The following is a 22,193-nucleotide window of genomic DNA, read 5'->3' as shown; positions in this document are numbered from 1 at the left end:
ACGCGGCGACGATCGGTCTCAGACGGCAGGTAGAAAGGCACTTGAGGACGACGCCCCTCTCCGGAGCCGTGAGCGCTGACCAGCGGCGACGCGTCGAGGTCTACCCCGACCGCGAGGTCGTCGTCGAGTTCGATCCGGAGCTTACCTTCGAGTGCGTCGAGGACTGCACCTGGTGTTGTCACCACGGCGTGCTCCTCTACGATAAGGACCTCCTCGAGTTGGCCCAGCGAGCCAACCTCGCCGAGACGACGACGGACTTCCGCGGCGAGAAGTTCGTCACCCGCGAGGAGAAAGACCGGGACGACCACGTCGGCGACGACGGCTGCGCCTGCGCCTTCCTCCGGGACGACGGCCTCTGTACCCTCCACTTGGAGGAGGACTGGAAACCGACGCGGTGCTCGGTCTTTCCGCTGGCCGTCTTCCTCGAGGACGGCGACCTCCACGTCGACATCCGCGACTCGGCCCACGAGCACTGCGAGGGGCTGAACGTCAGCGAGCGGAAGGTCATCGAGAACCTCGAGGCGTTTCTGCCGGAACTGCTGTGGGAACTCGAGAACCCGGATTCGGACCGAGAGCTGTAGCCGCCGGCCGCCGAGCACGAATGTCAAATCGACTGCGTGTCGGGTGTTCGGACTGTCAGTATCGAGCCAGATGTTACCACGGCCCTCCAATCCTTTAAATGTCTCCCGCGCGTAGTACGGTTGTGACAGAAGAATCCGGGCGCCGGAACCTCCGTATGCCCAACAACGATGAAGTATTCGCCGTCGTGACCGAACATCTCGGTGGCAACCACGTGCAACTGCGCTGTGCCGACGGCGAGGAGCGCCTCGGCCGCATCCCCGGCCGGATGAAGTACCGCACGTGGATCGAACAAGACGACATCGTCGTCGCCGAACCCTGGGACTGGCAGGACGAGAAGGCGACGATCGAGTGGCGCTACACCAGCCAGGACGCAGATCAACTGCGTCGTGAAGGCCATATCGATTGAACCTCGGTAACTCGAACTGACCGCATTTCTCGCTGACCGACACCGCCCTCGAGCGACGGCGTTGGCGTCGAGTAACGTTTCTCATCTCGAAAGGACCTGCTCGAGTGAGATCGATCTCGAGGCGTCGGTCCCGAATTGAAGGGAGCTCAACATACCGGCGGTTGGAATAGCGTTTCTTAGTGTATGTCGGTATGGAAGGCTGCAACGCTGTATCGACCCGCAAAACTGAACTACCGCGTATTCGTCGTCAGCCACGGCCACTCGCTTTACGGGGTGATCTGCTCACCGTCCTCGGGAACGAGAACGTCCGCCGTCTCCGATCGGAGTTCGTCGCGCGAGAGGAGACAGTGGTTGATAGCCTCCATGTGAACGACGGCGACCGTCGCGTCGGTCGCATTGCGGACGGCAGTGATGTCATCGACGCCCATCGTAATGGGTTCGCCCTGCTCGAACTGTGCTTCGCCGCCGTTGAGGACGACCATATCAGGGTCGAATCGGTCGAGCGTCTGCTCTACCGGGTCGTACCAGATCGTGTCACCGGCGATGTACAGCGTCTCGTCGCCCTCAAACACGAACCCGGAGACGGGCCCCATTCCTTCGGCTAAGTCGCCGTGTCCGTGCCGTCCCGGCGTCCGGTGGATCGTCACGCCGTCGAAGGAGGTCTCGTCGTCGACGGGCCGCACGTCGGTGAACCCCTCGTCGGTGAAGGCCTGGGCCTCTTCGGGCTGGCAAAAGAGGGGGACGTCCGCCTCGAGCTCCGCTTTCGCCGCTTCGTCGAAATGGTCGGGATGTCGATGGGTAACGACGACTGCGTCGTAGGAGAGATCGACGTCAGGCATCGGAACGAGCGGATTCCGGCGTTGGTTCGCCGTCGTGAGAGATTCGGGAACCGCGGGGTTATCCGTCACAGTCGGCATCTCGCCTTGGGGCGCGAACATCGGATCGACGAGGAACGTCGTCTCATCGATGGTCGCGAGGACGGTGGCGTTCCGTACGAGTTGAACACTGAGGCTGGAATCGGTCGTCATACACGAGTCCCTTTGAGGGACAACGGGTTGGGGTTTACTTCGAAATATTTCAACTGTCCCGTGTCCGAACGGGGCGAACAGTCATCGGATGAACTCGATGTCCTCGGGATCGAGGTCGGCGTCGACGTCGACGTCCATCGAATCCGCCGCGAGCTGGTGGGCCAACCACGCCTCGGCCCGGTTCAGTCGGTACTGGAACGTCGAACTCGAGACGCCGACATCGGCTGCGATTTCGGTGACCGACCGCTGCCGTGGGACTTCGTAGTACCCGCGTTCGATGGCGGCTTCGAGCGCCGCCTTTTGTTCGGGCGTGAGGCTCTGCTGTACGCGACCGTCTTCGAGGAGACACGGGGGCGTCCCGAGTCGTTCGACGGTGAGAGACAACCCGTCTCGAAGATTCTCGCGAATTTCGTCGTGCATCGCTGCCACCGTCTCGTCGACGAGCAACGTCCAGCGGAACTGGTCGCCGCGGCGCTCCGTCCGCATCATCAATCCCTCGCCGACGTGTTTCGCGGCGACGAGCGGGATCGACCGCGGGCCGTCACCTTCCCTGCGAAGCGAATATATCTTCCGCGACTCCTCGTTCGACGACAGGACGTCGTAGTTCCATTCGGTGATCGGCGCACCACACATTCCGCTCGCGTTCGGATCGCTGGCGACGCGTTCTAACCGGTCGTCGAACTCCTCGAGAACGTCGGTCGGTCCCACGACCTTCTCGATTCCCCACACCGAGTCGCTGGTCGCGGTAATCTCCATCGACCGCGCGTAGAGGTCCGGATGCTCGATGAAGTGGTCCATCACCTCGTCGGCCCCGTTCTCGTACTCGACGGTGAAGACGACCTCGCGCATGGTTGCCCTTCGTACGCTCTCGTCGCGTATAACCGGGTCGGGATCGTTCGACCCTCGTGCGATGGGTACCGAATCGTCGTCGATCAATACGCGCACGTCGGTGTCGAATCCCCTATTCGGCTCCACCCTATTCTGAATAAAGAAGCCACTCCCCTGCTCTATTGATATAAATTCTCGAGTCGGACTAGTCGATTCCGTTCGATTGCTCTACCGAACGCACGGAGCGACCGCTCGGCGCGTAATACACGAAAAATCACGGCAACAGTCAGCGTCGCCCGCTGGCGACGAAGCCGTCGCGATCAGTTGTTGCGGACGACGTTCGTCGCGCGGGGGCCCTTGGGGGCCTGTTCGATGTCGAATTCGATCTCCTCTCCCTCCTCCAGATCCGGGCCGCCGACGTCTTCCATGTGGAAGAAGACGTCATCGTCCGCGTCCTCAGTCGAGATGAAACCGTAGCCGCCAGTGTCGTTGAAGAAATCAACGTTACCGTTTGCCATTACGAACAATCGTAGGGTCGAATACCGGATAAGGGTTCCGAGAGTCGTGATACCACGGGAGTCGGATCCGAGGGCACGCCCCGCTCGATCAGTTGATCGTGACCTCGAGTTCCAGGATGCCGAGGTGGGGCGGCGCGCCGCCGCCGGTCTGGCGCAACTCGGTGGCGCTCGAGCCGATGTAGTCGTAGAACTCCGAGGGGTTCTGGGGGATCACCGGCGTGCCGTCGTCGCGTTTGAGGTAGGCGGGGGCGTCCGTGCCCTCGATCCGGGCGACGCGCTCGTCCCAGTCGCTGCCCGAGTAACAGAAGACGCCGAAGGAGAACCGGCCCGCGGCCAGCGCGTCGTGTTTCGTCCGGAAGTGGGTCGCCTCCTCGGTCTTGTACTCCTCGTCGCTGACCCAGGCCAGAGCCGACACGCCCTCGGTCCGGAGCAGGTAGAGATCCCAGCCGAGCTGGGCGTCGAAGACGGCCCACGCGTTTCGCGGCCCGACCGTGTCCACCTCGAGGCTGAAGGCCGGCCGGCCCCGCGAGGGCTCGTGGACGAACGTCGCGTCGTAGCCGGGGACGCGGATCCCGCGGTCGTGGTAGACGATCCCGTCGACGGGAATCTCCACGTCCAGATTGGCGATGATCTCCCGGACGGAGAACGCCCCTTCGTTCTCGAGGTGGTCGACGAACGTGGGGAACCGGGAGACCTCGTCCCACGGTCGGTCGTCGGGGTCGGGGCTCGAGTCGGGGCCCGGCTGACTCATCGGCGGCCTCCGGCGGCGGGTCGGCGCCCGCTTCGGGTTCCGGTTCGGTCGTCGCTGCGGTGCCGAACGGCTGACGCGGTCGGGCGTCGGCCCCGGCGGCTCGTGTCGACGCTGTCGGACATACGCGTACGGTGGGCCTCGGCGCGGATTAGACTTTCCGACCTCGGGGGACGCGCCGATCGGCGGTCGTCCGCCCGCGTCGCGGAACGGCCCCGCCGCAGCGAGGGCGCGAGCCGACCGGGCCGGAGCGACACGCCTTTTTGACAGCGCCGGGCAGTTTGGGGTATGGATCCAAAGCGGGAGCTTACCAGCGTCGACCTCGCCGCCCTCGTCGGGGAACTCGGTGCCTACGAGGGAGCGAAGGTCGACAAGGCCTACCTCTACGGCGACGACCTCGTCCGGCTCAAGATGCGGGACTTCGATCGAGGCCGCGTCGAACTCCTCCTCGAGGTCGGTGAGACCAAGCGGGCCCACACGGTCGCCCCCGAGCGGGTGCCCGACGCGCCCGGCCGACCGCCGCAGTTCGCGATGATGCTCCGGAACCGCCTGTCGGGAGCCGATTTCGCCGGCGTCGAACAGTACGAGTTCGACCGCATCCTCGAGTTCGTCTTCGAGCGCGAGGACGGCACCACTCGGATCATCGTCGAACTGTTCGGCCAGGGGAACGTCGCCGTCACCGACGGCGAGTACGAGGTGATCGACTGCCTCGAGACCGTCCGCCTCAAGTCCCGCACCGTCGTGCCGGGCTCGCGCTACGAGTTCCCCGACAGTCGGACGAACCCGCTGACGGTCTCCCGGGAGGCGTTCGACCGTGAGATGGAAGACTCCGACACGGACGTCGTCCGGACGCTGGCGACCCAGCTCAACTTCGGCGGTCTCTACGCCGAGGAGATCTGTACCCGCGCCGGCGTCGAGAAGGCGATGGACATCGCCGAGGCCGACGAGGACGTCTACGATCGGATCTACGGCGCCATCGAACGGCTCGCGCTCGACCTGCGCAACGGGAACTTCGATCCGCGGCTGTACGTCGCGGACGAGGACGACGGGGACGACGAGGAGGGCGAATCCGACGAAAACGGCGACGGCGACTCGAGTCCCGACCGGGTCGTCGACGCGACGCCGTTCCCGCTCGAGGAGCACGTCGAACTGGCCTCGGAGCCGTACGACTCCTTCCTCGCGGCGCTGGACGACTACTTCTACCGGCTCGAACTCGCCGAGGACGAGGAGGAAACCGATCCGACCGCGCAGCGGCCCGACTTCGAGGAGGAGATCGCCAAGTACGAGCGGATCATCGAGCAACAGCGGGGCGCGATCGAGGGGTTCGAGCAGGAGGCCGACGCCCTCCGCGAGCAGGCCGAACTGCTGTACGCCGAGTACGGGCTGGTCGACGACATCCTCTCGACGGTCCAGGAGGCCCGCGCCCAGGACCGGCCCTGGGACGAGATCGAAGAGCGGTTCGCCGAAGGGGCCGACCGCGGCATCGCGGCCGCCGAGGCCGTCGTCGACGTCGACGGCAGCGAGGGGACGGTCACCGTCGAACTCGACGGCGAGCGCATCGACCTCGTGGCTCGGCAGGGCGTCGAACAGAACGCCGACCGGCTCTACACCGAGGCCAAGCGCGTCGAGGAGAAAAAGGAGGGCGCGCTGGCGGCCATCGAGGACACCCGCGAGGACCTCGAGGAAGCAAAGGCCCGCCGAGACCGGTGGGAGGAAGAGGACGCCGCCGACGAGGGCGACGACGACGAGGACGAGGAGGACGACCGCGACTGGCTCTCGGAGCCCTCCGTTCCGATCCGCGAGAACGAGCCGTGGTTCGACCGCTTCCGCTGGTTCCACACCAGCGACGGCTACCTCGTGATCGGCGGCCGCAACGCCGACCAGAACGAGGAGTTAGTAAAAAAGTACCTCGAGCCCGGCGACAAGGTCCTCCACACGCAGGCCCACGGCGGCCCCGTCACCGTGCTCAAAGCGACCGATCCGAGCGAGGCCTCCTCGTCGGACATCGAGTTGCCGGAGTCGAGCATCGAGGAGGCCGCGCAGTTCGCGGTCTCCTACTCGTCGGTCTGGAAGGACGGCCGCTACGCCGGCGACGTCTACGCCGTTGACTCCGATCAGGTCACCAAGACTCCCGAGAGCGGCGAGTACCTGGAGAAAGGCGGGTTCGCGATCCGGGGCGACCGCACCTACTACCGGGACACGCCGGTCGACGTCGCGGTCGGCATCCAGTGCGAGCCCTACACGCGGGTGATCGGCGGCCCGCCGTCGGCCGTCGAAGGGCAGGCCGAGACGACGATCGAACTCGAGCCCGGTCGGTACGCACAAGCCGACGCGGCCAAGCGGCTCTACCGCCGGTTCCGCGAGCGCTTCGAAGACGAGTCGTTCGTCCGGAAGATCGCCAGCCCGGACCGCATCCAGCACTTCATGCCGCCGGGCGGGAGTCGGATCAGCGAGGAGTGAGCGGCCGCGGCGCCACCGCTCTCGCGAGGAGCGGCGACCGGCGTCGTCGTCGAGTCTTCCGGCAGCGATCGATCGGCGAGCGCCGCGGCTGCACCTGCCGGGTACAGACCTACACGGTCGACGGTGGACGCCACGCCCATGGCCGATATCGATACCGACACCGAATCCGACCTCGAGCTGGGAAAGGCGTCGATCGTCTACGAGACCGCGACCGGCGACCTCGAGCGGGCGACCGTCGACAACGACCGCATCGCGTACTTTCAGGACCACTGGCTGTTCGCGTACGGCAACGACGAGGACGGCAATAGCGTCGTGCGCCGCGTCCCGAAAGAGCGCGTCCGCTACGTCGAACGCTCCGTCGAAGAGATCGAGGAGACCTTCGAGTCCGGAATCGAGAAGGCGAAGGGGAAACTCGAGGAACTCCGGGACTGACGGCGATCGATCGCGGGTGTACCGGAGACGCCTCGACGCCGAGGGTAGCGATAACCGTGCGCAAGAGACATGGTGGGTGTTGTCGTACGTGGTCATATGTCACCTACTAACGGTACCCGCGTCGACGAGGTCATGTCGACGCCGCTCGAGACCGTCTCGAAAAACGCGACGCTCCAGGAGGCCGCGACGACGATGCGCGACGAGGAAATCACCGCGTTAGTCGTGACGACGGATCCCCCGTCGATCGTCACCAGCACCGATCTCGTGAACGCCGCTGCCGAGGGTCGCGACCCGACCGAGCTGCGGGTCAGGGACGTGATGACGGAGTCCGTCGAAACCGTGCCGCCGGACCTCTACCTCGAGGAGATCGCCGCGATGATGACCGGTCTCGGAATCGGACACCTGCCGGTCGTGAAAGGGGACGATTACCTCGGCATGATATCCTCGACCGACGTCACCGCGGCGCTCTCCTAAGAGTCGTCGCCAGCGTCAACCGTCGATCTCGCCGGCGTCCGACGCGTCGTTCCGTTCGACCCGCTCGATCGTCCGCCGTTGACTCTCGTCGTAGGACGCGCCGAGCGCGATCAAGAACCCGATGATCGCGGTCACGACGGCGATGCTGCCGACGGCGACGATCGCGATCGGGACGACGGTTCCCGGAAGGACCTGCGCCGAGGTCAACAGCGCGACGGCCGTCACGGCCGCGACGAGCGCGAGCAGTCGACCGAACCGGCCCGTCTCGAGGCCCTCGGCGGCGTCGGTACCGCCGTCGAGCAGTTCGTTGAGGACGCCCTCGTACTCGCCGCCGGCGGCCTCGTGTCCGAGCGAGTGAATCGAGTGGGCGACCCACAGTCCGGCCGTGAGGTTGAGCAGCGCGACGAACGAGACGAGGCCGACCTGTCCGCTGAGGAACAGCCCCGCGAGCACCGCGTTGGCGAACGCGAGTACCATGAGCGCGTGGACTGCAACCGATCGAGTGCCGAAGTCTTCGAGGAGCGAAACGTGTGCGAGCTTCATGGTGCTAATTGGCACCCTACGGAGATACGGCTGCGCCCTAACAGTGAAATCCCGATCGCCCCGGAAGTAGGGACCGCCATCGCCGTTCTCGAGACCGCTACGCCCACCGTAGACGGTTCTCAGTCGTCGGTTCTCGATCGCCCGTCGCCGGCTCTCGAGTCGCGGCGGTCGTTCAAAAGCGGCTGGCGTTCCCCGTAGGTGAGCACGCGCCAGAGCCACTCGAGCGGCCCGAACCGGAAGTACCGCAGCCAGAGGACCGACAGGGGGAGTTGCACCGCCCAGACGAGCAGGACGACGCCGAGCGCCTCGACTCGAGTCAGCCGCCCGAACAGCCCGAGACCGTGGCCGTAGAAGATCGACGTGGCGAGGACGGTCTGCAGGATATAGTTGCTGAAGGCGGTCCGGCCGACGGCGGCCAGCGCCCGGGTCGCGAGTCCCGCGGGACGCCACCGGCAGAACAACATCACGATCCCGATGTACGCGCCGGCGAGGGGGACGCTCCCCCAGTAGTTGAACTGCCGCCAGAACAGGGCCGCACCGGCCGACCAGTCGTTGGCCTCGACGTACCAGACGCCGGCGAGGATCGCGGCGAGCCCGCTTGCGGCCCCGACGACGACCAGCCGACGGTAGAACCGCGACGAGCGATCGTTCGTCAGGACGCCCCACTCGAACAGCGCCATTCCGAGCAGCATGGAGCCGGCGACGCGCCAGGCACTGTAGCCGAAAAAGCCCGACGTCTGGCGCTGGAACGCGGTCGGGACCCGGTGGTCGAGCTGGGCGATCCAGCCGCCGCGGTAGGCCTCGATCTCGGACTGCAGAACCGATTCGGCCGGCCGCCACGAGTCCGCGATCGCGGCCGGATCCATGGTGAGCCCCGACGCCACCTCGATGAGCGACGGGATCGCCAGCAGGACGACGCCGAAGGTCGCCAGGTCCCACGGCTCGTGGTCCCGGAAGATGACGACGACGATCGCGCAGAGCCCGTAGGCGACGAGGATGTCGCCGTACCACAGGAGGTAGGCGTGTGCGAGGCCGGCGGCGACGAGCAACGCGGAGCGGCGGACGTGCAAGCCGACCGCGGATCGCCCGCGCTTCTCGGCGCTGCGGGTGAACAACACGACGCCGCCGCCGAACAGGAGCGTGAAGATCGTGAGGAACTTCTGCTGGGCGAAGACGTGGCCGGCGAACCAGACCCAGTAGTTGGCCCCGGTCAGGTCGCCGTAGGTCGTCGGATTCGTCAGCACCACCGACGGCATCGAGAACACCCGAACGTTGACCAGCAAAATCCCGAGGAGGGCGACTCCCCGCAGTACGTCGAGGCCGACGATACGTTCCGACGGCGGCGTCGGCCCGGTCTCGGAGGTCATCGCTTATCCGTTCCGAGGCGCGGCGGGTACAAAAGAGGTGGTACAGCGGGCCGAGACGACGGGCCGCGACACGGTCCCCGTCCGAGGGTCGCGCGGACTCGAGGTCCGTCCGACGGAGCGATTCGGCGCAGACGCGGTCTCGAGGATCGCAGCCCACTTACACGCACCCCGCGAAGCCACGCCCATGCAGATCAAAGACCGGGAGCAGGTCGAGGGCGGGCGCGAACGGGTGACGGTCGTCCCCGAGAGCGTCGACGACCTCTGGCACTTGCAGTACGTCCTCGAGCCCGGCGACCGCGTCGCGGGCGATACGACCCGGCGGATCCAGCGCAACGACGACCAGATGCGCGACACCGGCGGCGAGCGCGAGCACATGTGGGTCGCCATCGCCGTCGACGACGTCGAGTTCCACAAGTTCGCCAACCGGCTGCGGGTCGGCGGCGAGATCGTCGCCTGCTCGCGCGAGGACCAGCTCGGCTTTCACCACACGCTGAACGTCGAGGAGCGCGACGAGCTCTCGATCGAGAAGCGCTTCAAACCGGACCAGGAGGCCCGCCTCGAGGAGGCCGAGGAGGCCACCGAGAACCCGGACGTCGCCATCGCGACCGTCGAGGAGGGCCAGGCTCACGTCCACACGGTCGCCCAGTACGGCACCGAGGAGCGGGCGACGATCACGGGCACGACGGGGAAAGGCGAGTACGCCCGCGGGCGCTCGGAGCTGTTCGAGGAACTCGCGACGGTCCTGAAGCGACAGGACGCGGACGCGATCATCCTCGCCGGGCCCGGCTTCACGAAACAGGACGCCTACAAGCACATCGAGCAGAACGAATCGGAGCTCGCCGAGCAGATCACGATGGTCGACACGGCCAGCGTCGGGGACCGCGGCGTCCACGAGGTGCTCAAGCGCGGCGCCGTCGCCGACGTCCAGCAGGAGACCCGCATCGAGAGCGAGGCCGAGTACATCGACGAGCTCACCCGTCGCATGGCCGAGGGCGCCAAGGCCGCCTACGGCCCGGAACAGGTGAAAAAGGCCGCCGAGTTCGGCGCGATCGAGCGGCTGCTCGTCCTCGACGACCGACTGCAGAAGGAGCGCGGTCCCGACGGCGAGTGGGCGATCAGCGTCGACGAGATCGTCCGCACGACCGAGCAGAAAGGCGGCGATGTGACCGTCTTCTCGAGCGAGTTCCCGCCCGGTCAGCAGCTGTCGAATCTCGGCGGGATCGCGGCGTTGTTACGGTACCGACTCGAGTGACGGCGCAGTGGTCGGGTCGGCTCGACGACTTACCGTAGCTCCGAGCCGGGTCGCAGTTCGTCGCTGGCCTCGATCAGCTGGATCAGCACGGAGGCGAACAACGAGCCCGAACTCCAGATCGCCGTCTCGCTGCCGTCGTCGTCGATGACGCTCAACAGGATGCCGTCGTCGTCGACGATGACGATCCGTCCCGATCGCTGGTCACCCTCGCGGTAGGCGGGGGGCGTCTCGATCTCGACGCCGTCGATAGCGTCGAGTCGCTCCCAGATCTCGTCGTTCCGACTGATCGCGAGCACGGAGACGCCGGCCGCGGTCCGTTCCTCGAGCGTCCGTTCGATCGACTCCGTGAGCAGTTCCGGGAGCCGCGTCCCGATGACGATCTTGTCCGTCGCCTGCGAGAGGAGGTCGACGACGCGGTCGTCGACGCGCTCGCGGCTCCGAACGGTCCAGATGTCCTCTTGGGTTTCCTCGGTCGTCGCCTCCTGTCTGACCGAGTCCACGTAGTCGAACGCCCGTTCCCGTTCGCGGTCGAACCGTTCCTCGAGGGTCTGCTGGGCCTCCTCGAGACTGACCGGTCGGTAGCGGATCGGGCTCGCCTGCTGGACCTCGATCAGTCCGCGATCTTCTAAACTCTCCGCGACGCTGTAGACCTGCGAGCGAGGGACGTCGGTCACGTCTGCGACGTCGCGCGCCGCCCCGGACCCCAGCCGGTGGAGGGCGATGAAGACCTTGGCCTCGTAGCTGGTGAGGCCGAGACGTTCGAACGCGTCGACGGCCTCGCTCTCGTCGTTCGTCACTCGTCTAGTCCCTCCGAATCATCTCCGTCTCTCGCGTCGGTCGTCATGTCCGTTTCGGTCCCGGTCTCGCGGCCGCCGTCGCTCGCGGTCGCCGTTCCGGCGGGCGATCCCGGCGCGTCGAAGGAGACGTCCGGGCCGAGGTACCGCGTCCACAGCACCAGCAGCGACGGGAGGACGATCACGCTGGCGAGGAACGCGTAGGTGATCGTCAGCCCGGTGATGATCCCGAACTGGCGCAACGCGGGCAAGATTGCGAAGGCGAGCGTCCCGAAGCCGCCGACGGTCGTCGCCGCGCTGCCGAGCAACGCGCCGCCGGTGCCGGTGACGGTCGTCCGCAGCGCCGACCAGACGTTGCCCTGGCGCTCGAGTTCGAGCGTGTACCGGTCGCTGACGTGGATGCTGTAGGCGACGCCGAGCCCGATCGTGAGGCTCGTGATCATCCCCGTGAGCACGTTGAATGGCATGCCGATGAGGTACATCGTCCCCAGGATCCAGCTGACGGTGAAGGCGACCGGCAGCAGGGTCACGGTGCCCAGCGCCGCGCTGTCGCCGGTCGCCCAGTAGGCGACCGACAGGAAGACGAACACGGCCACGAGCGTGATCATGAGGCTCTCGAGGACGGTGTCGAGCAGGTCCTGTTCGACGATGTGGTTGACGATCGGAGTGCCGGTGGCGATGGCGGTCCAGCGGCCGTCGCTGCCGTCTTCGACGTCGTCGGCGAGCGTGCGCATCTCGCTCGTCGTGTCAGCGGCGCTGGCTCCGCCCTGGATGCCGACGATCATTCGGGTCGCGTCGTACTCGCCGTCGTCGGTCCGATGGAGGACCTGACTCGCGGCTTCCTCGTCGGTCTCGAACAGTTGGTCGTACAGCGCCGAGACGTTCTCGTCGGGGACGCCGTCATCGTCGGTGTCGGCCGCCCGGAACGACTCGTTGAACGACTCGTTTTGCCCGGCGACCGTCTCCATCGTCGAGAGCGGATCTTGGATGTCGGCCTCGCCGTTCGCCATCGTGTAGACGACGTCGCTCGCCGCGGCCTCGTCCCGCGTCCGGTTCATCTGCTCGAGCAGTTCGGGGTCGTCGACGCCCCCGCCGTCCGCTTCGACGAGGATCTGCGCCTGGCTGTCCTCGCGCTGGAAGTGCTGATTGACGAAGTCCAGATCGTCCTTGGCCTGGTACTCGCCGGGGCTCATGCCGCCCGGCAGGTTGTCGGTCCACGCCGGCGGACTCTCCGCGAGGAAGTCCTCTTCCTGGAAGCTGGTGTCGACCTGGGTCGCGCCGTAGGCCCCGCCGATCGAGAGCAGGAGCACGAGGGCGAGAACGACCAGCGGCGCCTTCCGAGCGGCCGTCGACCCGACCGTCAGCACCTCGCTGAAGCGGCCGCCGCCGGTCCCGAACGCGCGCTTGCGGCGGTCGTAGCCGCGGGACTCGAGGAACTCGTCGAGCTCGACCTTCATCGCCGGGATCAGTGCGCCGAAGATGATCAGCGCGGCGACGATCCCGACGGAGCTGACGATCCCGAACTCCCGAATGGGGCCGATCGGACTGACGAGGTTCGAGAGGAAGCCGATGACCGTCGTCGCCGTCACCCAGATGAGCGCGGCGCCGACGCCGGCCAGCGCGACCTTCATCGAGCCGCGGACGGAACCGGTCCGTCCGTCCTCCTCGCGTTGCTCGCGGTGGCGCATGAAGACGTGGATCGCGTAGTCGATAGAGAGCCCGATCAACAGGACCGGAACCGCGACGAACATCTGGTTGAACGCGATATCGGCCCAGCCCATGAAGCCGAACGTCCAGACGAGCACCGCGACGATCCCGACGACGCCCAGGACGATGTCTATCAGGTCCCGGTAGGCGATCAGCAGAGCGACGACGACGAACAGCAGGGCGAACGGACCGACGATGGCGAGACTGTCGCCCATCGACCGGTCGATCTCGTCGGTGATGATTCCGCCGCCGAAGACGATGTAGTCCTCTTCTTGGGCGTTCGCGAGGTCGCGGATCTCGAGTTGGCTCTCGACGATCCGATCGCTGATGGCACCGCCGCCCATTCCGCCGCCGGCCGCATCGCTTTGGGTCGACTGCGTGACCGACGTCATCCGCGTTTCGGCCTCGGTGCTGCCCGGTTCGTAGGACGAGGGCATCAGCGCGAGCGCGACGTTCTCCTGTCCGTCGCCGTCGGAGAGCGTCTGCTGGACGACCCGCTCGTACTCCTCGTCGTCGAGGCTCTCGAGGGCCTCGAGCTGGTCCTCGAGCGGCACCGTTCCCTCCTGAAGCTGGGTGTACTCGGCTTCGAAGATCCCGGTCGTCGCGCCGAGGCGAATCTGTTCGAGGTTCGCGGTCAGGTTCCGGTACTCCTCGCTCGCCTCGTAGGTATCGGTCTCCCGTTCGATCTCCCAACGGCCGGACTCGACCTCTCGGGCCTGTTGGACTAGCTCTTCGTACTCGGCGGCTCGCTCGTCGCCGAGCGCCGCCGCCTCGACCGTTTGCTCGATCGTCGCGTTGATTTCGGCTTCGGTCTCGGCCGCGGCCTGCTCGTCGCCGGCGGCGGTTCGGTTCAGGTACTCCCGCTGGAGTTCCAGCGTGTCGTTGAGTCCGGTCTCGAGCACCGCCTCTCGTTCGGCGAGATCGCCGCTGATCGCGGTGAACGCGACGAGGTTTTCGACGCCGGTGATCGACCGATTCTCCGCCAGCGTCGCATTGATCGACTCGTCGTTTCGAAGCTCCTGTTGGAACTCGAGCGAGGAGACGAGCGACTCCCGCGCGAGGACGTTGTCGCCGTCGCCGCGGACGATCACCTGGACGCTGGTGGTATTCTCGTCACCCTCTGTCGCGAAATAGGGATCGACCCCGTTCTCGGAGTTCCCCTGGATTCGCTCGAGGGCTTGGGCCTCATCGGACTGACTCTCGAACTGGTCGAGCGACGAGGATTGGTCGACCATCGGCATCCCGACGCCGACCGCCGCCGTCAGCAACAGGAGGACGACGATGACGATCCGGGAATGATTCGTTACCGCGTCCGCGATACGATCCGGCGCTCTCATCCGTTCTTCCCCCCGATATCGTCCGACAAGCGTCTGGAACTCATTCTGTTGTTATGATCCTACAAACTCGGGGTATAAACGTATTCGGATACGCACATCTGCGTGTTGACAACACGCAAACGAGAACGCGCACGAACGGGTAACGAGAGCGAGAAGGCAGTCCCGACCCCCACGTTTTGGAGGTGTGAGAGAACATTCGTCCACCCCAGATCGTAGAGATCTGGCCGCCCGTTGACCGATATCTGTCGAAAACGGACCCCGACCGATCGGCTACTCGATACTGATCGTCTTCAGGTCCTCGGCGAACCGGACGTCCCCGTCGTAGCGGGCGCCGATCGACTCGAGCATCTCCTCGTGGCGACCGTCCGTGTGCGGGTAGAGGTGGGTCAGGTAGACGCGGCCGATCTCGTTGCCGGCCAGCGCCTGACCGAGCGTCTCCGGGGTGGGGTGGTTCGAGACGTCGACGTCGTCGGGGAACGAGCAGTCGTGGGCCAGAACGGCCGACCCGTCGGCGAAGTTCGCCAGTCCCGCGAAGGCCTCGCTGTCGCCGCTGAAGGTGAACAGGTCGCCGAACCGGTAGGCGAGGCAGGGCAACGAGTGGCGGGTCTCGTAGGCCGAGACGTCGAACCCCGCGACCGAGAACTCGCCGGCGACGACCTCTCGAACCTGCAGATCGAGTTTCCCCTGCATGTACTCGTGGACGTCGAGCAGGTCGTCGAGCAGCGACTTCGTCCCCTGCGGCCCGACGATCTCGAGGTGGTCCTCGCCGGCGAGCCAGCGGGCCTTCATGAGCGGGAGCAGGTCGGCGACGTGGTCGAGGTGGTGGTGGGTCAGCAGGACCGTCGAGACGTTCTCGTAGCCGACGCCGGACTGCTGGAGGCGGTGGAGGACGCCCGATCCGCAGTCGACCAGCAGCGTTCGGCCGTCGTCCTGGACCAGAATACCGGTCTGGAACCGCTCGCCGGTCGGCATCGCGCTGCCGCTTCCGAGAAAGGTGACGCGCATACGATCCTCTCGCACGGCCTGTCCGATAAGCGTAGTCTTCTGGGCGGCCCAGTCGAGCGCCGCGCCGAGAGATCGGGCTCGCCGCTGTCGGAGCCATTACCTCCCCCGCACTCGTTGGCGGCGGTATGCGCGCTGCTGTACTCGAGGCCTACGGCGAACCGCTGTCGATCGAGTCGGTCGAACCGCCCGAACTCGCGCCCCACGGCGTCGTCGTCGACGTCGAGGCCTGTGGCATCTGTCGAAGCGACTGGCACGCCTGGCAGGGCCACGGCGAGTGGGCCGACGACCAGGTGCCGCTCGGACAGATCCTCGGCCACGAGCCCGCGGGTCGGGTCGCGCGGGTCGGCGACGACGTCGACGCGCTCGCGGTCGGCGACCGCGTCGCCGTCCCGTTCAACCTCGGCGAGGGGTCGTGCTACCAGTGTCGCAACGGCCACGGCAACGTCTGCGAGGACGGCTACGCGCTCGGGTTCGAGTCGAGCGTTCCGGGCGCGTTCGCCGAGCAGGTCCACGTGCCCCACGCCGAGTTCAACGTCACGACGCTGCCCGACGGCGTCTCCCCGGAAGCGGTCGCCGCGCTCGGCTGTCGGTACGTCACGGCGTTCCACGCGCTCGCACACCGGGCCGATATCGACGCGGGCGACTGGGTCGCCGTCCACGGCTGCGGCGGCCTCGGCCTCGCGGCGGTCCAGATCGCGACCGCGCTTGGGGGCCGGGCGATCGCCGTCGACGTCCGCGAGGACCCCCTCGAGATGGCCGCCGATCTGGGCGCCGAGGAGACGATCGACGCCTCGGCGCTCGAGGACGGAGAGGACGTCCCGGACGCTGTCGACGCGATCACCGACGGGGGCGCCCACGTCTCCGTCGACGCCCTCGGGCGCGCCGAGACCTGCCGCAACAGCGTCGACTGCCTCCGCATCCGCGGCAGGCACGTCCAGATCGGGCTGACGACTAGCGCCGAGAAGGGGGAAGTCGCCCTGCCCGTCGACGAGATGACCCGCTGGGACGTTACCGTCGTCGGCTCGCGGGGCATGCCGCCCTCCCGGTACGACGAACTGCTCAGGATGATCGAGGGCGGCCGGCTCGAGCCGGAACAACTGGTCACGCGACGCGTCGGACTCGAGGACGTTTCGGATCGGCTCGCGGCGATGAGCGATTACGAGACACAGGGTTTCGAAGTCGTCACGGCGTTTTCGTCCGCGTGCGAGTGACCGAGCGACGTCAGCGGTCGGCTCGCGGATCGACGGGTCGACCGGCGGTCAGTCGAGATAGCCGAGTTCGGTCAGCGCCTCCTGCAGCGTGACGATTCGAAGGTCGTGATCGAGGGCGGTCTCGATGGTAAATTCGATCCGCTCGGCGGGGAGCGTATCGTACTCGCTGTGACCGCCGACGATTCCGAGGACGTCCTCGGACGCGACGGTCGCCATGAACTCCTCGATCTCTTCGGGCGTCGATCGATCCGTTTCGATGTACCGGCGGTGCAATTGCGTCGGCTCGAGGTCGTCGATCGGATTGATCCCACCGACGCCGGTCCGGTAGTTCGGGACGGCGTCGTAGTACTCCGGGACGAGGGATTCGGCGAGGCCGTCGGTGCGCCCGTACGGGTAGACGAAGCCGGTCACGTCGACCCCCCAGTCTTCGATTCGGCGCTTCGAATCGGCGAGGATCGTCCGCAGGAACGATTCGGTGTAGCGGACGTACGCGGGGTTGGTCGCGTCGAGCGGTTGATCGATCGGCTCCTCGAGGCGGATGTACTGGCCGTCGTCGTCGGAGCCCTTACCGGCGACCGTCGCCTCGACCGTCCGTTCGCCGTCGAACAGTACGATCGGATCGCCCACGTGATCGCCGTGGCGATTCGCCTCGACGTAGATCCGGTCGTGGCCGGCCTCCGCGTCGGACTCGAGGCGAATCCGTCCGACCGATCGATGTCTATTCGTGTGCGACATCACTTCCCAGCCGGCGTCGTGCAGTTCTCCGATGTGGTGCGGATCCAAATCGCCTGACGACTCCACGAGATCGGGACAGGCGCCGATACACGCGGGGACGTCGTATCGCTCGTGAGCGGGGTACGTCATCGTGTAGTCTTCGATCTTCGAATCGTCGTACGTGAAGACGACCATCCCCGCGTCGCCGGTCCGTTCAGGAGCGTTTCGTTCGTCTCTCGGGTCCCGTTCAGGGCTCGGTTCCTGTTCAGAGCCGTCATCATCGTTGCTGGACCCAGACGGCTGGAAGCATCCCGCCATTCCCAGTATCGCCGCTGTCCCCGCGGCGAGAGCCTTTCGTCGATTCACAGACTGGGTGTCAAACCTGCATCATATAAGTGGTTACTTTCTCACAGTTAGAATACGCAATATCGTCCCCGTACTATCATAATTGATAATATTTGTTAGACGTGCAACTACTGTAATCGAAGTACTAAATCGGACGCTCGACGGCCTGTAAGCTCGAAACGAGAAATGCAGGTCGGTATCGCAACTGACGAACCATCGCCGTCTCCGATCGACCCGCGGCGTGGACGTCGTGACGGAACTGCAAGCGACGGCGCCCCGAACGCGATCCGATCGGCGCTAGCGACTCCGTTCCGATCTGTCCGCTCTGGCCTGCTCGTTCGTAACGCGGTCCTCACGAGTGAACAGGAACCGATCGAACTCCTCCGCGTACGAGCCGAGCACCGGCTCGCCGGCGGCCGTGTCGATCCCAACGGTCCGCGACGTCGCGGTCGTCGCGTACTCGTCCGCGGCGACGTTCGGATCGTAGACGGCGAACGTCACGTCGGTATCGCCCTCGTCGTACTCGTAGCAGAGCAGGTAGTGGCCCTCCACGACGTTTTCACCGGTGATTGTCACCCCCGCCGATCCGTACTCGTCGATCGCGGCGCGGAGCTCGCGCGCCTGCGACCGGTAGTCGATCCGTTCCGGACGGAGGAGCGGCCACCGCTGCACCCACGAATCGACGTTAGTGAACTGACTCCGGTGAAACCGTTCGATATCGTCCCGCACGGGCGTCGCGGATCGGTCGGCCGGCACGTCGATCCGAGTTATCTCGCTGGTCGAATCCCGATCGACGGGAACGGCGGTCGGTACTTCGGCGTACCACTGCGCGACCGCGGCCATGCCGTAGCAGTACCCTTTCGTCCCGAACAACCAGTCGACGTTCGAGAGGAGCCGATCGACGATCGCGCCGATCCCCGACCGCAGCGCTCCGTCCGGCGAGCGTCCGCCCAAGTCGAGAACCGACGGGCTCACGACCGACGTCAGGCGGTCTCGGAGGTCGCTCCGGGAGACGAACTCGCTCGCCGACGGCGATTCGGGGGGCGTCGCGTAGTTATCGAACCCGAACCCGTCGACGGCCGGATCGAACGCGACCGCGTCGCCGTCCGAATCGGACTCGGAATCCGACGCGAACGGACCGAACTCTCGCGCTGCGATCGACAGCGCGCCCGCGCCGGTCGAAAGCGAGAGCGCGCCGAGCAGTCGACGACGGGTCAGTCGAGTCATGGATACGGGTTGCGTACGGGCTGTCCGCAGTGGTGACTACACGGCTCGAGCGGCGGCTAATCGACTCGTCCGACTCCGCAGTTCCGTAAGGACGGTCGCTCTTCCTTCGGTTCGGTCTGTCGCCGATCGACGATATATACACGGGGCCTGCGATTGCCACGCCGTCGCCGGCCGCGACCCGCTCGAACGCGTTCACTTTCACCCCGCTGTCCAAACCCTCTTACATACCGGCCCCGGAGACGACGGTAATGAGCGGGACCGACGGCCTCGAGTTGCCGGTCGCCGACGACGCCCTCCCTTTCGATCCGGACGCCGTCACGATCGAGGACCGCGACGTTTTCGACCTCCTCGAGCCGGCGGTCCAGGAGTGGTGGCTCGAGGAGTTCGGCGAGTTCGTTCCCGAGAACGAGGGCTTCTTCACGCCGCCCCAGCAGGGGGCGATCCCGAAGATCCACGAGGGGATGAACACGCTGGTCTGTGCGCCGACGGGGTCAGGCAAGACGTTAAGTTCTTTTTGTGCGATTATCGACGAACTCTACAAGCGTGATCGCGACACCGACGACGGCCTCGAGAACTCCGTCTACTGTCTCTACGTCTCGCCGCTGAAGTCGCTGGCCAACGACATCCACCGCAACCTCGAGGTGCCCCTCGAGGGGATCGAATCCGTCGTCGACGAACGGGACGACGGGGCGGAGATGGGCGAGATCCGCCACGCGATCCGCCACGGCGACACCTCCTCGAGCGACCGCCAGAAGATGCTCGAGGAGACGCCCCACATTCTGAACACGACGCCCGAGACGCTCGCGATACTGCTGAACTCCCCTAAGTTCCGCGAGAAACTGCGGACCGTCGAGTACGTCATCGTCGACGAGATCCACTCGCTGGCCGCCGGAAAGCGTGGAACCCACCTGTCGGTGAGCTTAGAGCGACTCGAGGCGATGGTCGACCACGAGATCACCAGGATCGGCTGCTCGGCGACGATCGAACCGCTCGAGGGGGTCGCGGAGTTCCTGGTCGGCCGAGAAGAGCCCGGCGGCGACTCCCGTCCGTACGAGATCGTCGACGCCCGCTTCGCCCGCGAGTTCGACATCGAACTCGAGTGTCCGACCGACGATCTGATCCACACGCCCCGCGAGGTCGTCCAGGAGCGGTTCTATCGGATGCTCCACGAGCACATCCAGGACCACACGAACACGCTCGTCTTCACGAACACCCGATCCGGCGCCGAGCGGGTGTTGCACAACCTTCGCGAGGGGTTCGACGCCTACGACGAGGAGAACTCGGGCTGTCACCACGGCAGCCTCTCGAAGGACGTCCGCCACGACGTCGAGAAGCGGCTGAAGGAGGGAAGCCTCGACGTGGTGACCTCCTCGACCTCGCTGGAGTTGGGGATCGACATGCCCCACGTCGACCTCGTAGTACAGGTCGGCTCGCCCAAGTCCGTCGCTTCCCTGCTCCAGCGCGTCGGCCGCGCGGGCCACCGCGTCGGCCAGACGGTGACGGGCCGAGTCATCGCCTTAGACCGGGACGAACTCCTCGAGTGCGCCGTGATGCTCAAGAAGGCCGAGGACGGGTTCGTCGACTCCGTCTCTATCCCGGAGAACGCACAGGACGTCGCCACCCAGCACGTCTACGGGATGGCCATCGCAGAGATCCGGCCCGAGAGCGAGGTGGTCGGCATCCTCCGGCGGGCCTACCCCTACCGGAATTACAGCGACGAGGAGTGGGAGTCGCTCGCCCGGTACCTCACCGCCGACTACGCGGGCCTCGAGGACAAGAACGTCTACGCGAAGATCTGGCGCGACGAGAACGATCCGCCCAGCGGCGAGCACCACCACGAGGGGTACCCCGTCGGCCGGCCGCTGATCGGCAAGCGAGGCCGGCTGGCTCGCGTCATCTACATGACCAACATCGGGACGATTCCCGACTCCTTCACCTGCGACGTCAAGACCCGCGCCGGCGACGAGTGGGTCGGGCAGTTAGACGAGAACTACCTCGACACGCTCGAGAAGGGGGACGTCTTCGTCCTCGGGGGCGACCACTTCGAGTACCGGTACCGACGGGGCTCGAAGGTCTACGTCGACCGCACGAGCGCGCGACCGACCGTCCCCTCGTGGTACTCCGAGCGGCTGCCGCTGTCCTACGACCTCGGGCGGGAGATCCTCGCGTTCCAGGGCGAACTCCTCGAGCGCTACGGCGCGGGCGGTCCGCCGCGAGTCCGCGCGTGGCTCCGTGAGTTCCCGCTGGACGACGACAGCGTGCGCGCGATCGCGCGGCTGTTCGAACACCAGCTCCGGTACGCGGGGAACGAGAGCGTCAGCGCGACCGATCGCCTCGCGATCGAGGTGGTCCGGGACCGCGAGGAGTACGAGCGCCACTACTACGTCCACTCGAGCTACGGTCGGAAGTTCAACGACGGGTTCTCGCGGCTGCTGGCCTACCGGTGCGCCCAGGAGGCCACCGCCAACGTTCGCGTCGCCGTCGCCGACAACGGGTTCGTCCTCTCGATGCCACTCAATCGGAAGGTCGACGTCGAGGGGATCCTCGAGGACCTCGAGGCCGACGACGTCCGCGAGGACCTCCGGAACGCGCTCTCCGGCACCGACCTCCTCCAGCGGTACTTCCGGATCAACGCGACCCGCTCGCTGATGATCCTCAAACGCTACAAGGGCTACGAGAAATCGGCGAGCGAACAGCAGGTCTCGAGCGAGATGCTGCTCGGTTTCGCCGAGGACCTCGAGGAGTTCGCGGTCATCGAGGAGACCTACCGCGAGATTCTCGAGGACAAACTCAACGTCGCGGAGATCGAGCAGATCGTCGGCGATATCGCGGCCGGCGATATCGAAATCGAACGTACGCTGCTCGACTCGCCGACGCCGCGGGCCTTCGGACTGGCGACGCTGTCGGCCAGCGACGTCGTTCTCGCCGAAGACGAGAGCGCCGCCCTGCAGGCGTTTCACGAGCACGTCCTCGAGGAGATCGGTGAGGAGTCGCTTCGCGGACTCTCCACGGACTAGCCGCTCGAGCGCGTCAGTTGTTTCGCACTCTATCGGAATCGTCGATTCCCGTCACGTATCCGAAGCGATATGCTCGGTCGAACTGATCGTCTATCGGTCGGTCCCCTTTGATATGAGCATCAATTAACATACATCTCCTAACTACCATCAAATACTAATTTATAGCTGAATACAGACACATAGGAATGATATCACTAC

Annotated in this window: 19 protein-coding genes; 8 read left to right on the top strand and 11 right to left on the bottom strand. The window is 66.0% G+C overall.

Translation table 11 applies throughout. The features are described 5' to 3' along the window. Positions 1–68: 68 nt before the first annotated feature. Together HTZ84_RS01365 and HTZ84_RS01360 are read left to right on the top strand one after the other, a co-directional pair. Positions 69–581, top strand: a complete 513-nt coding sequence (locus tag HTZ84_RS01365) for a hypothetical protein (protein ID WP_008894238.1) — start codon at positions 69–71, stop codon at positions 579–581. A 122-nt stretch (positions 582–703) separates the two neighbouring features. Further along, positions 704–988 (top strand): translation initiation factor eIF-1A, encoded by a 285-nt coding sequence (locus HTZ84_RS01360; protein ID WP_087713748.1) that lies wholly within the window; start codon positions 704–706, stop codon positions 986–988. A gap of 266 nt (positions 989–1,254) precedes the next feature. On the opposite strand, the gene HTZ84_RS01355 is transcribed toward HTZ84_RS01360, so the two are convergent. From HTZ84_RS01355 to HTZ84_RS01340, 4 genes are all read right to left on the bottom strand, one after another. Beyond that, positions 1,255–2,016 (bottom strand): MBL fold metallo-hydrolase, encoded by a 762-nt coding sequence (locus tag HTZ84_RS01355; RefSeq protein WP_174679036.1) that lies wholly within the window; start codon positions 2,014–2,016, stop codon positions 1,255–1,257. Positions 2,017–2,097: 81 nt separating this feature from the next. Further along, positions 2,098–2,865, bottom strand: coding sequence for a helix-turn-helix domain-containing protein (locus tag HTZ84_RS01350; protein ID WP_174679035.1), 768 nt, complete (start codon positions 2,863–2,865; stop codon positions 2,098–2,100). Between the two features lie 299 nt (positions 2,866–3,164). Then, positions 3,165–3,362, bottom strand: coding sequence for a cold-shock protein (locus HTZ84_RS01345; RefSeq protein WP_008894235.1), 198 nt, complete (start codon positions 3,360–3,362; stop codon positions 3,165–3,167). A gap of 88 nt (positions 3,363–3,450) precedes the next feature. Continuing rightward, the gene (locus tag HTZ84_RS01340) at positions 3,451–4,113 is read right to left on the bottom strand and encodes a hypothetical protein (RefSeq protein ID WP_174679034.1); all 663 of its coding nucleotides are present in this window, start codon (positions 4,111–4,113) and stop codon (positions 3,451–3,453) included. 285 nt (positions 4,114–4,398) lie between these two features. On the opposite strand from HTZ84_RS01340, the gene rqcH reads away from it, so the two are divergent. From rqcH to HTZ84_RS01325, 3 genes are all read left to right on the top strand, one after another. After that, entirely contained in the window at positions 4,399–6,570 is a 2,172-nt protein-coding gene (rqcH, locus tag HTZ84_RS01335; protein ID WP_174679033.1) for a ribosome rescue protein RqcH, read from the top strand. Positions 6,571–6,708: 138 nt separating this feature from the next. Continuing rightward, on the top strand, positions 6,709–7,002 hold the full coding sequence (locus HTZ84_RS01330) for a hypothetical protein (protein WP_174679032.1): 294 nt from the start codon (positions 6,709–6,711) through the stop codon (positions 7,000–7,002). A gap of 132 nt (positions 7,003–7,134) precedes the next feature. Beyond that, entirely contained in the window at positions 7,135–7,476 is a 342-nt protein-coding gene (locus HTZ84_RS01325) for a CBS domain-containing protein (protein WP_174682507.1), read from the top strand. A gap of 15 nt (positions 7,477–7,491) precedes the next feature. On the opposite strand, the gene HTZ84_RS01320 is transcribed toward HTZ84_RS01325, so the two are convergent. After that, positions 7,492–8,019: a hypothetical protein gene (locus HTZ84_RS01320; RefSeq protein ID WP_174679031.1), complete on the bottom strand. Its 528-nt coding sequence runs from the start codon at positions 8,017–8,019 to the stop codon at positions 7,492–7,494. Between the two features lie 119 nt (positions 8,020–8,138). Beyond that, positions 8,139–9,386 (bottom strand): DUF418 domain-containing protein, encoded by a 1,248-nt coding sequence (locus tag HTZ84_RS01315; RefSeq protein ID WP_174679030.1) that lies wholly within the window; start codon positions 9,384–9,386, stop codon positions 8,139–8,141. Positions 9,387–9,570: 184 nt separating this feature from the next. On the opposite strand from HTZ84_RS01315, the gene HTZ84_RS01310 reads away from it, so the two are divergent. Continuing rightward, positions 9,571–10,638, top strand: coding sequence for an mRNA surveillance protein pelota (locus HTZ84_RS01310; protein WP_174679029.1), 1,068 nt, complete (start codon positions 9,571–9,573; stop codon positions 10,636–10,638). A 29-nt stretch (positions 10,639–10,667) separates the two neighbouring features. On the opposite strand, the gene HTZ84_RS01305 is transcribed toward HTZ84_RS01310, so the two are convergent. The 3 genes from HTZ84_RS01305 to HTZ84_RS01295 all read right to left on the bottom strand — a co-directional run bounded on the left by HTZ84_RS01305 (position 10,668) and on the right by HTZ84_RS01295 (position 15,481). Continuing rightward, positions 10,668–11,435 carry a TrmB family transcriptional regulator gene (locus tag HTZ84_RS01305; RefSeq protein WP_174679028.1) on the bottom strand — a complete coding sequence of 256 codons (768 nt, stop codon included), beginning with the start codon at positions 11,433–11,435 and terminating at the stop codon, positions 10,668–10,670. Beyond that, positions 11,432–14,476 (bottom strand): MMPL family transporter, encoded by a 3,045-nt coding sequence (locus tag HTZ84_RS01300; RefSeq protein ID WP_174679027.1) that lies wholly within the window; start codon positions 14,474–14,476, stop codon positions 11,432–11,434. Before HTZ84_RS01300 ends, HTZ84_RS01305 begins: the two co-directional genes overlap by 4 nt. 270 nt (positions 14,477–14,746) lie before the next feature. Further along, positions 14,747–15,481 carry an MBL fold metallo-hydrolase gene (locus tag HTZ84_RS01295; protein ID WP_174679026.1) on the bottom strand — a complete coding sequence of 245 codons (735 nt, stop codon included), beginning with the start codon at positions 15,479–15,481 and terminating at the stop codon, positions 14,747–14,749. 125 nt (positions 15,482–15,606) lie between these two features. Between HTZ84_RS01295 and HTZ84_RS01290 the strand changes: the two genes are divergently transcribed. Beyond that, positions 15,607–16,692 (top strand): zinc-dependent alcohol dehydrogenase family protein, encoded by a 1,086-nt coding sequence (locus HTZ84_RS01290; RefSeq protein ID WP_174679025.1) that lies wholly within the window; start codon positions 15,607–15,609, stop codon positions 16,690–16,692. Positions 16,693–16,740: 48 nt separating this feature from the next. Here the strand turns inward: HTZ84_RS01290 and HTZ84_RS01285 are convergent, their stop codons facing one another. Both HTZ84_RS01285 and HTZ84_RS01280 read right to left on the bottom strand, forming a co-directional pair. Further along, complete coding sequence (locus HTZ84_RS01285) at positions 16,741–17,772, bottom strand: polysaccharide deacetylase family protein (protein ID WP_309138844.1); 1,032 nt, start codon at positions 17,770–17,772, stop codon at positions 16,741–16,743. Positions 17,773–18,048: 276 nt separating this feature from the next. Further along, positions 18,049–18,978 (bottom strand): hypothetical protein, encoded by a 930-nt coding sequence (locus HTZ84_RS01280; protein ID WP_174679024.1) that lies wholly within the window; start codon positions 18,976–18,978, stop codon positions 18,049–18,051. Positions 18,979–19,226: 248 nt separating this feature from the next. Between HTZ84_RS01280 and HTZ84_RS01275 the strand changes: the two genes are divergently transcribed. Next, positions 19,227–21,995: an ATP-dependent helicase gene (locus HTZ84_RS01275; protein WP_174679023.1), complete on the top strand. Its 2,769-nt coding sequence runs from the start codon at positions 19,227–19,229 to the stop codon at positions 21,993–21,995. The last annotated feature ends 198 nt before the right edge of the window (positions 21,996–22,193 follow it).

Origin of the sequence: Haloterrigena gelatinilytica, assembly GCF_013342145.1 — an archaeon.
GTDB lineage: Archaea > Halobacteriota > Halobacteria > Halobacteriales > Natrialbaceae > Haloterrigena > Haloterrigena gelatinilytica.
This window is presented reverse-complemented; position numbering and strand designations above follow the sequence as displayed.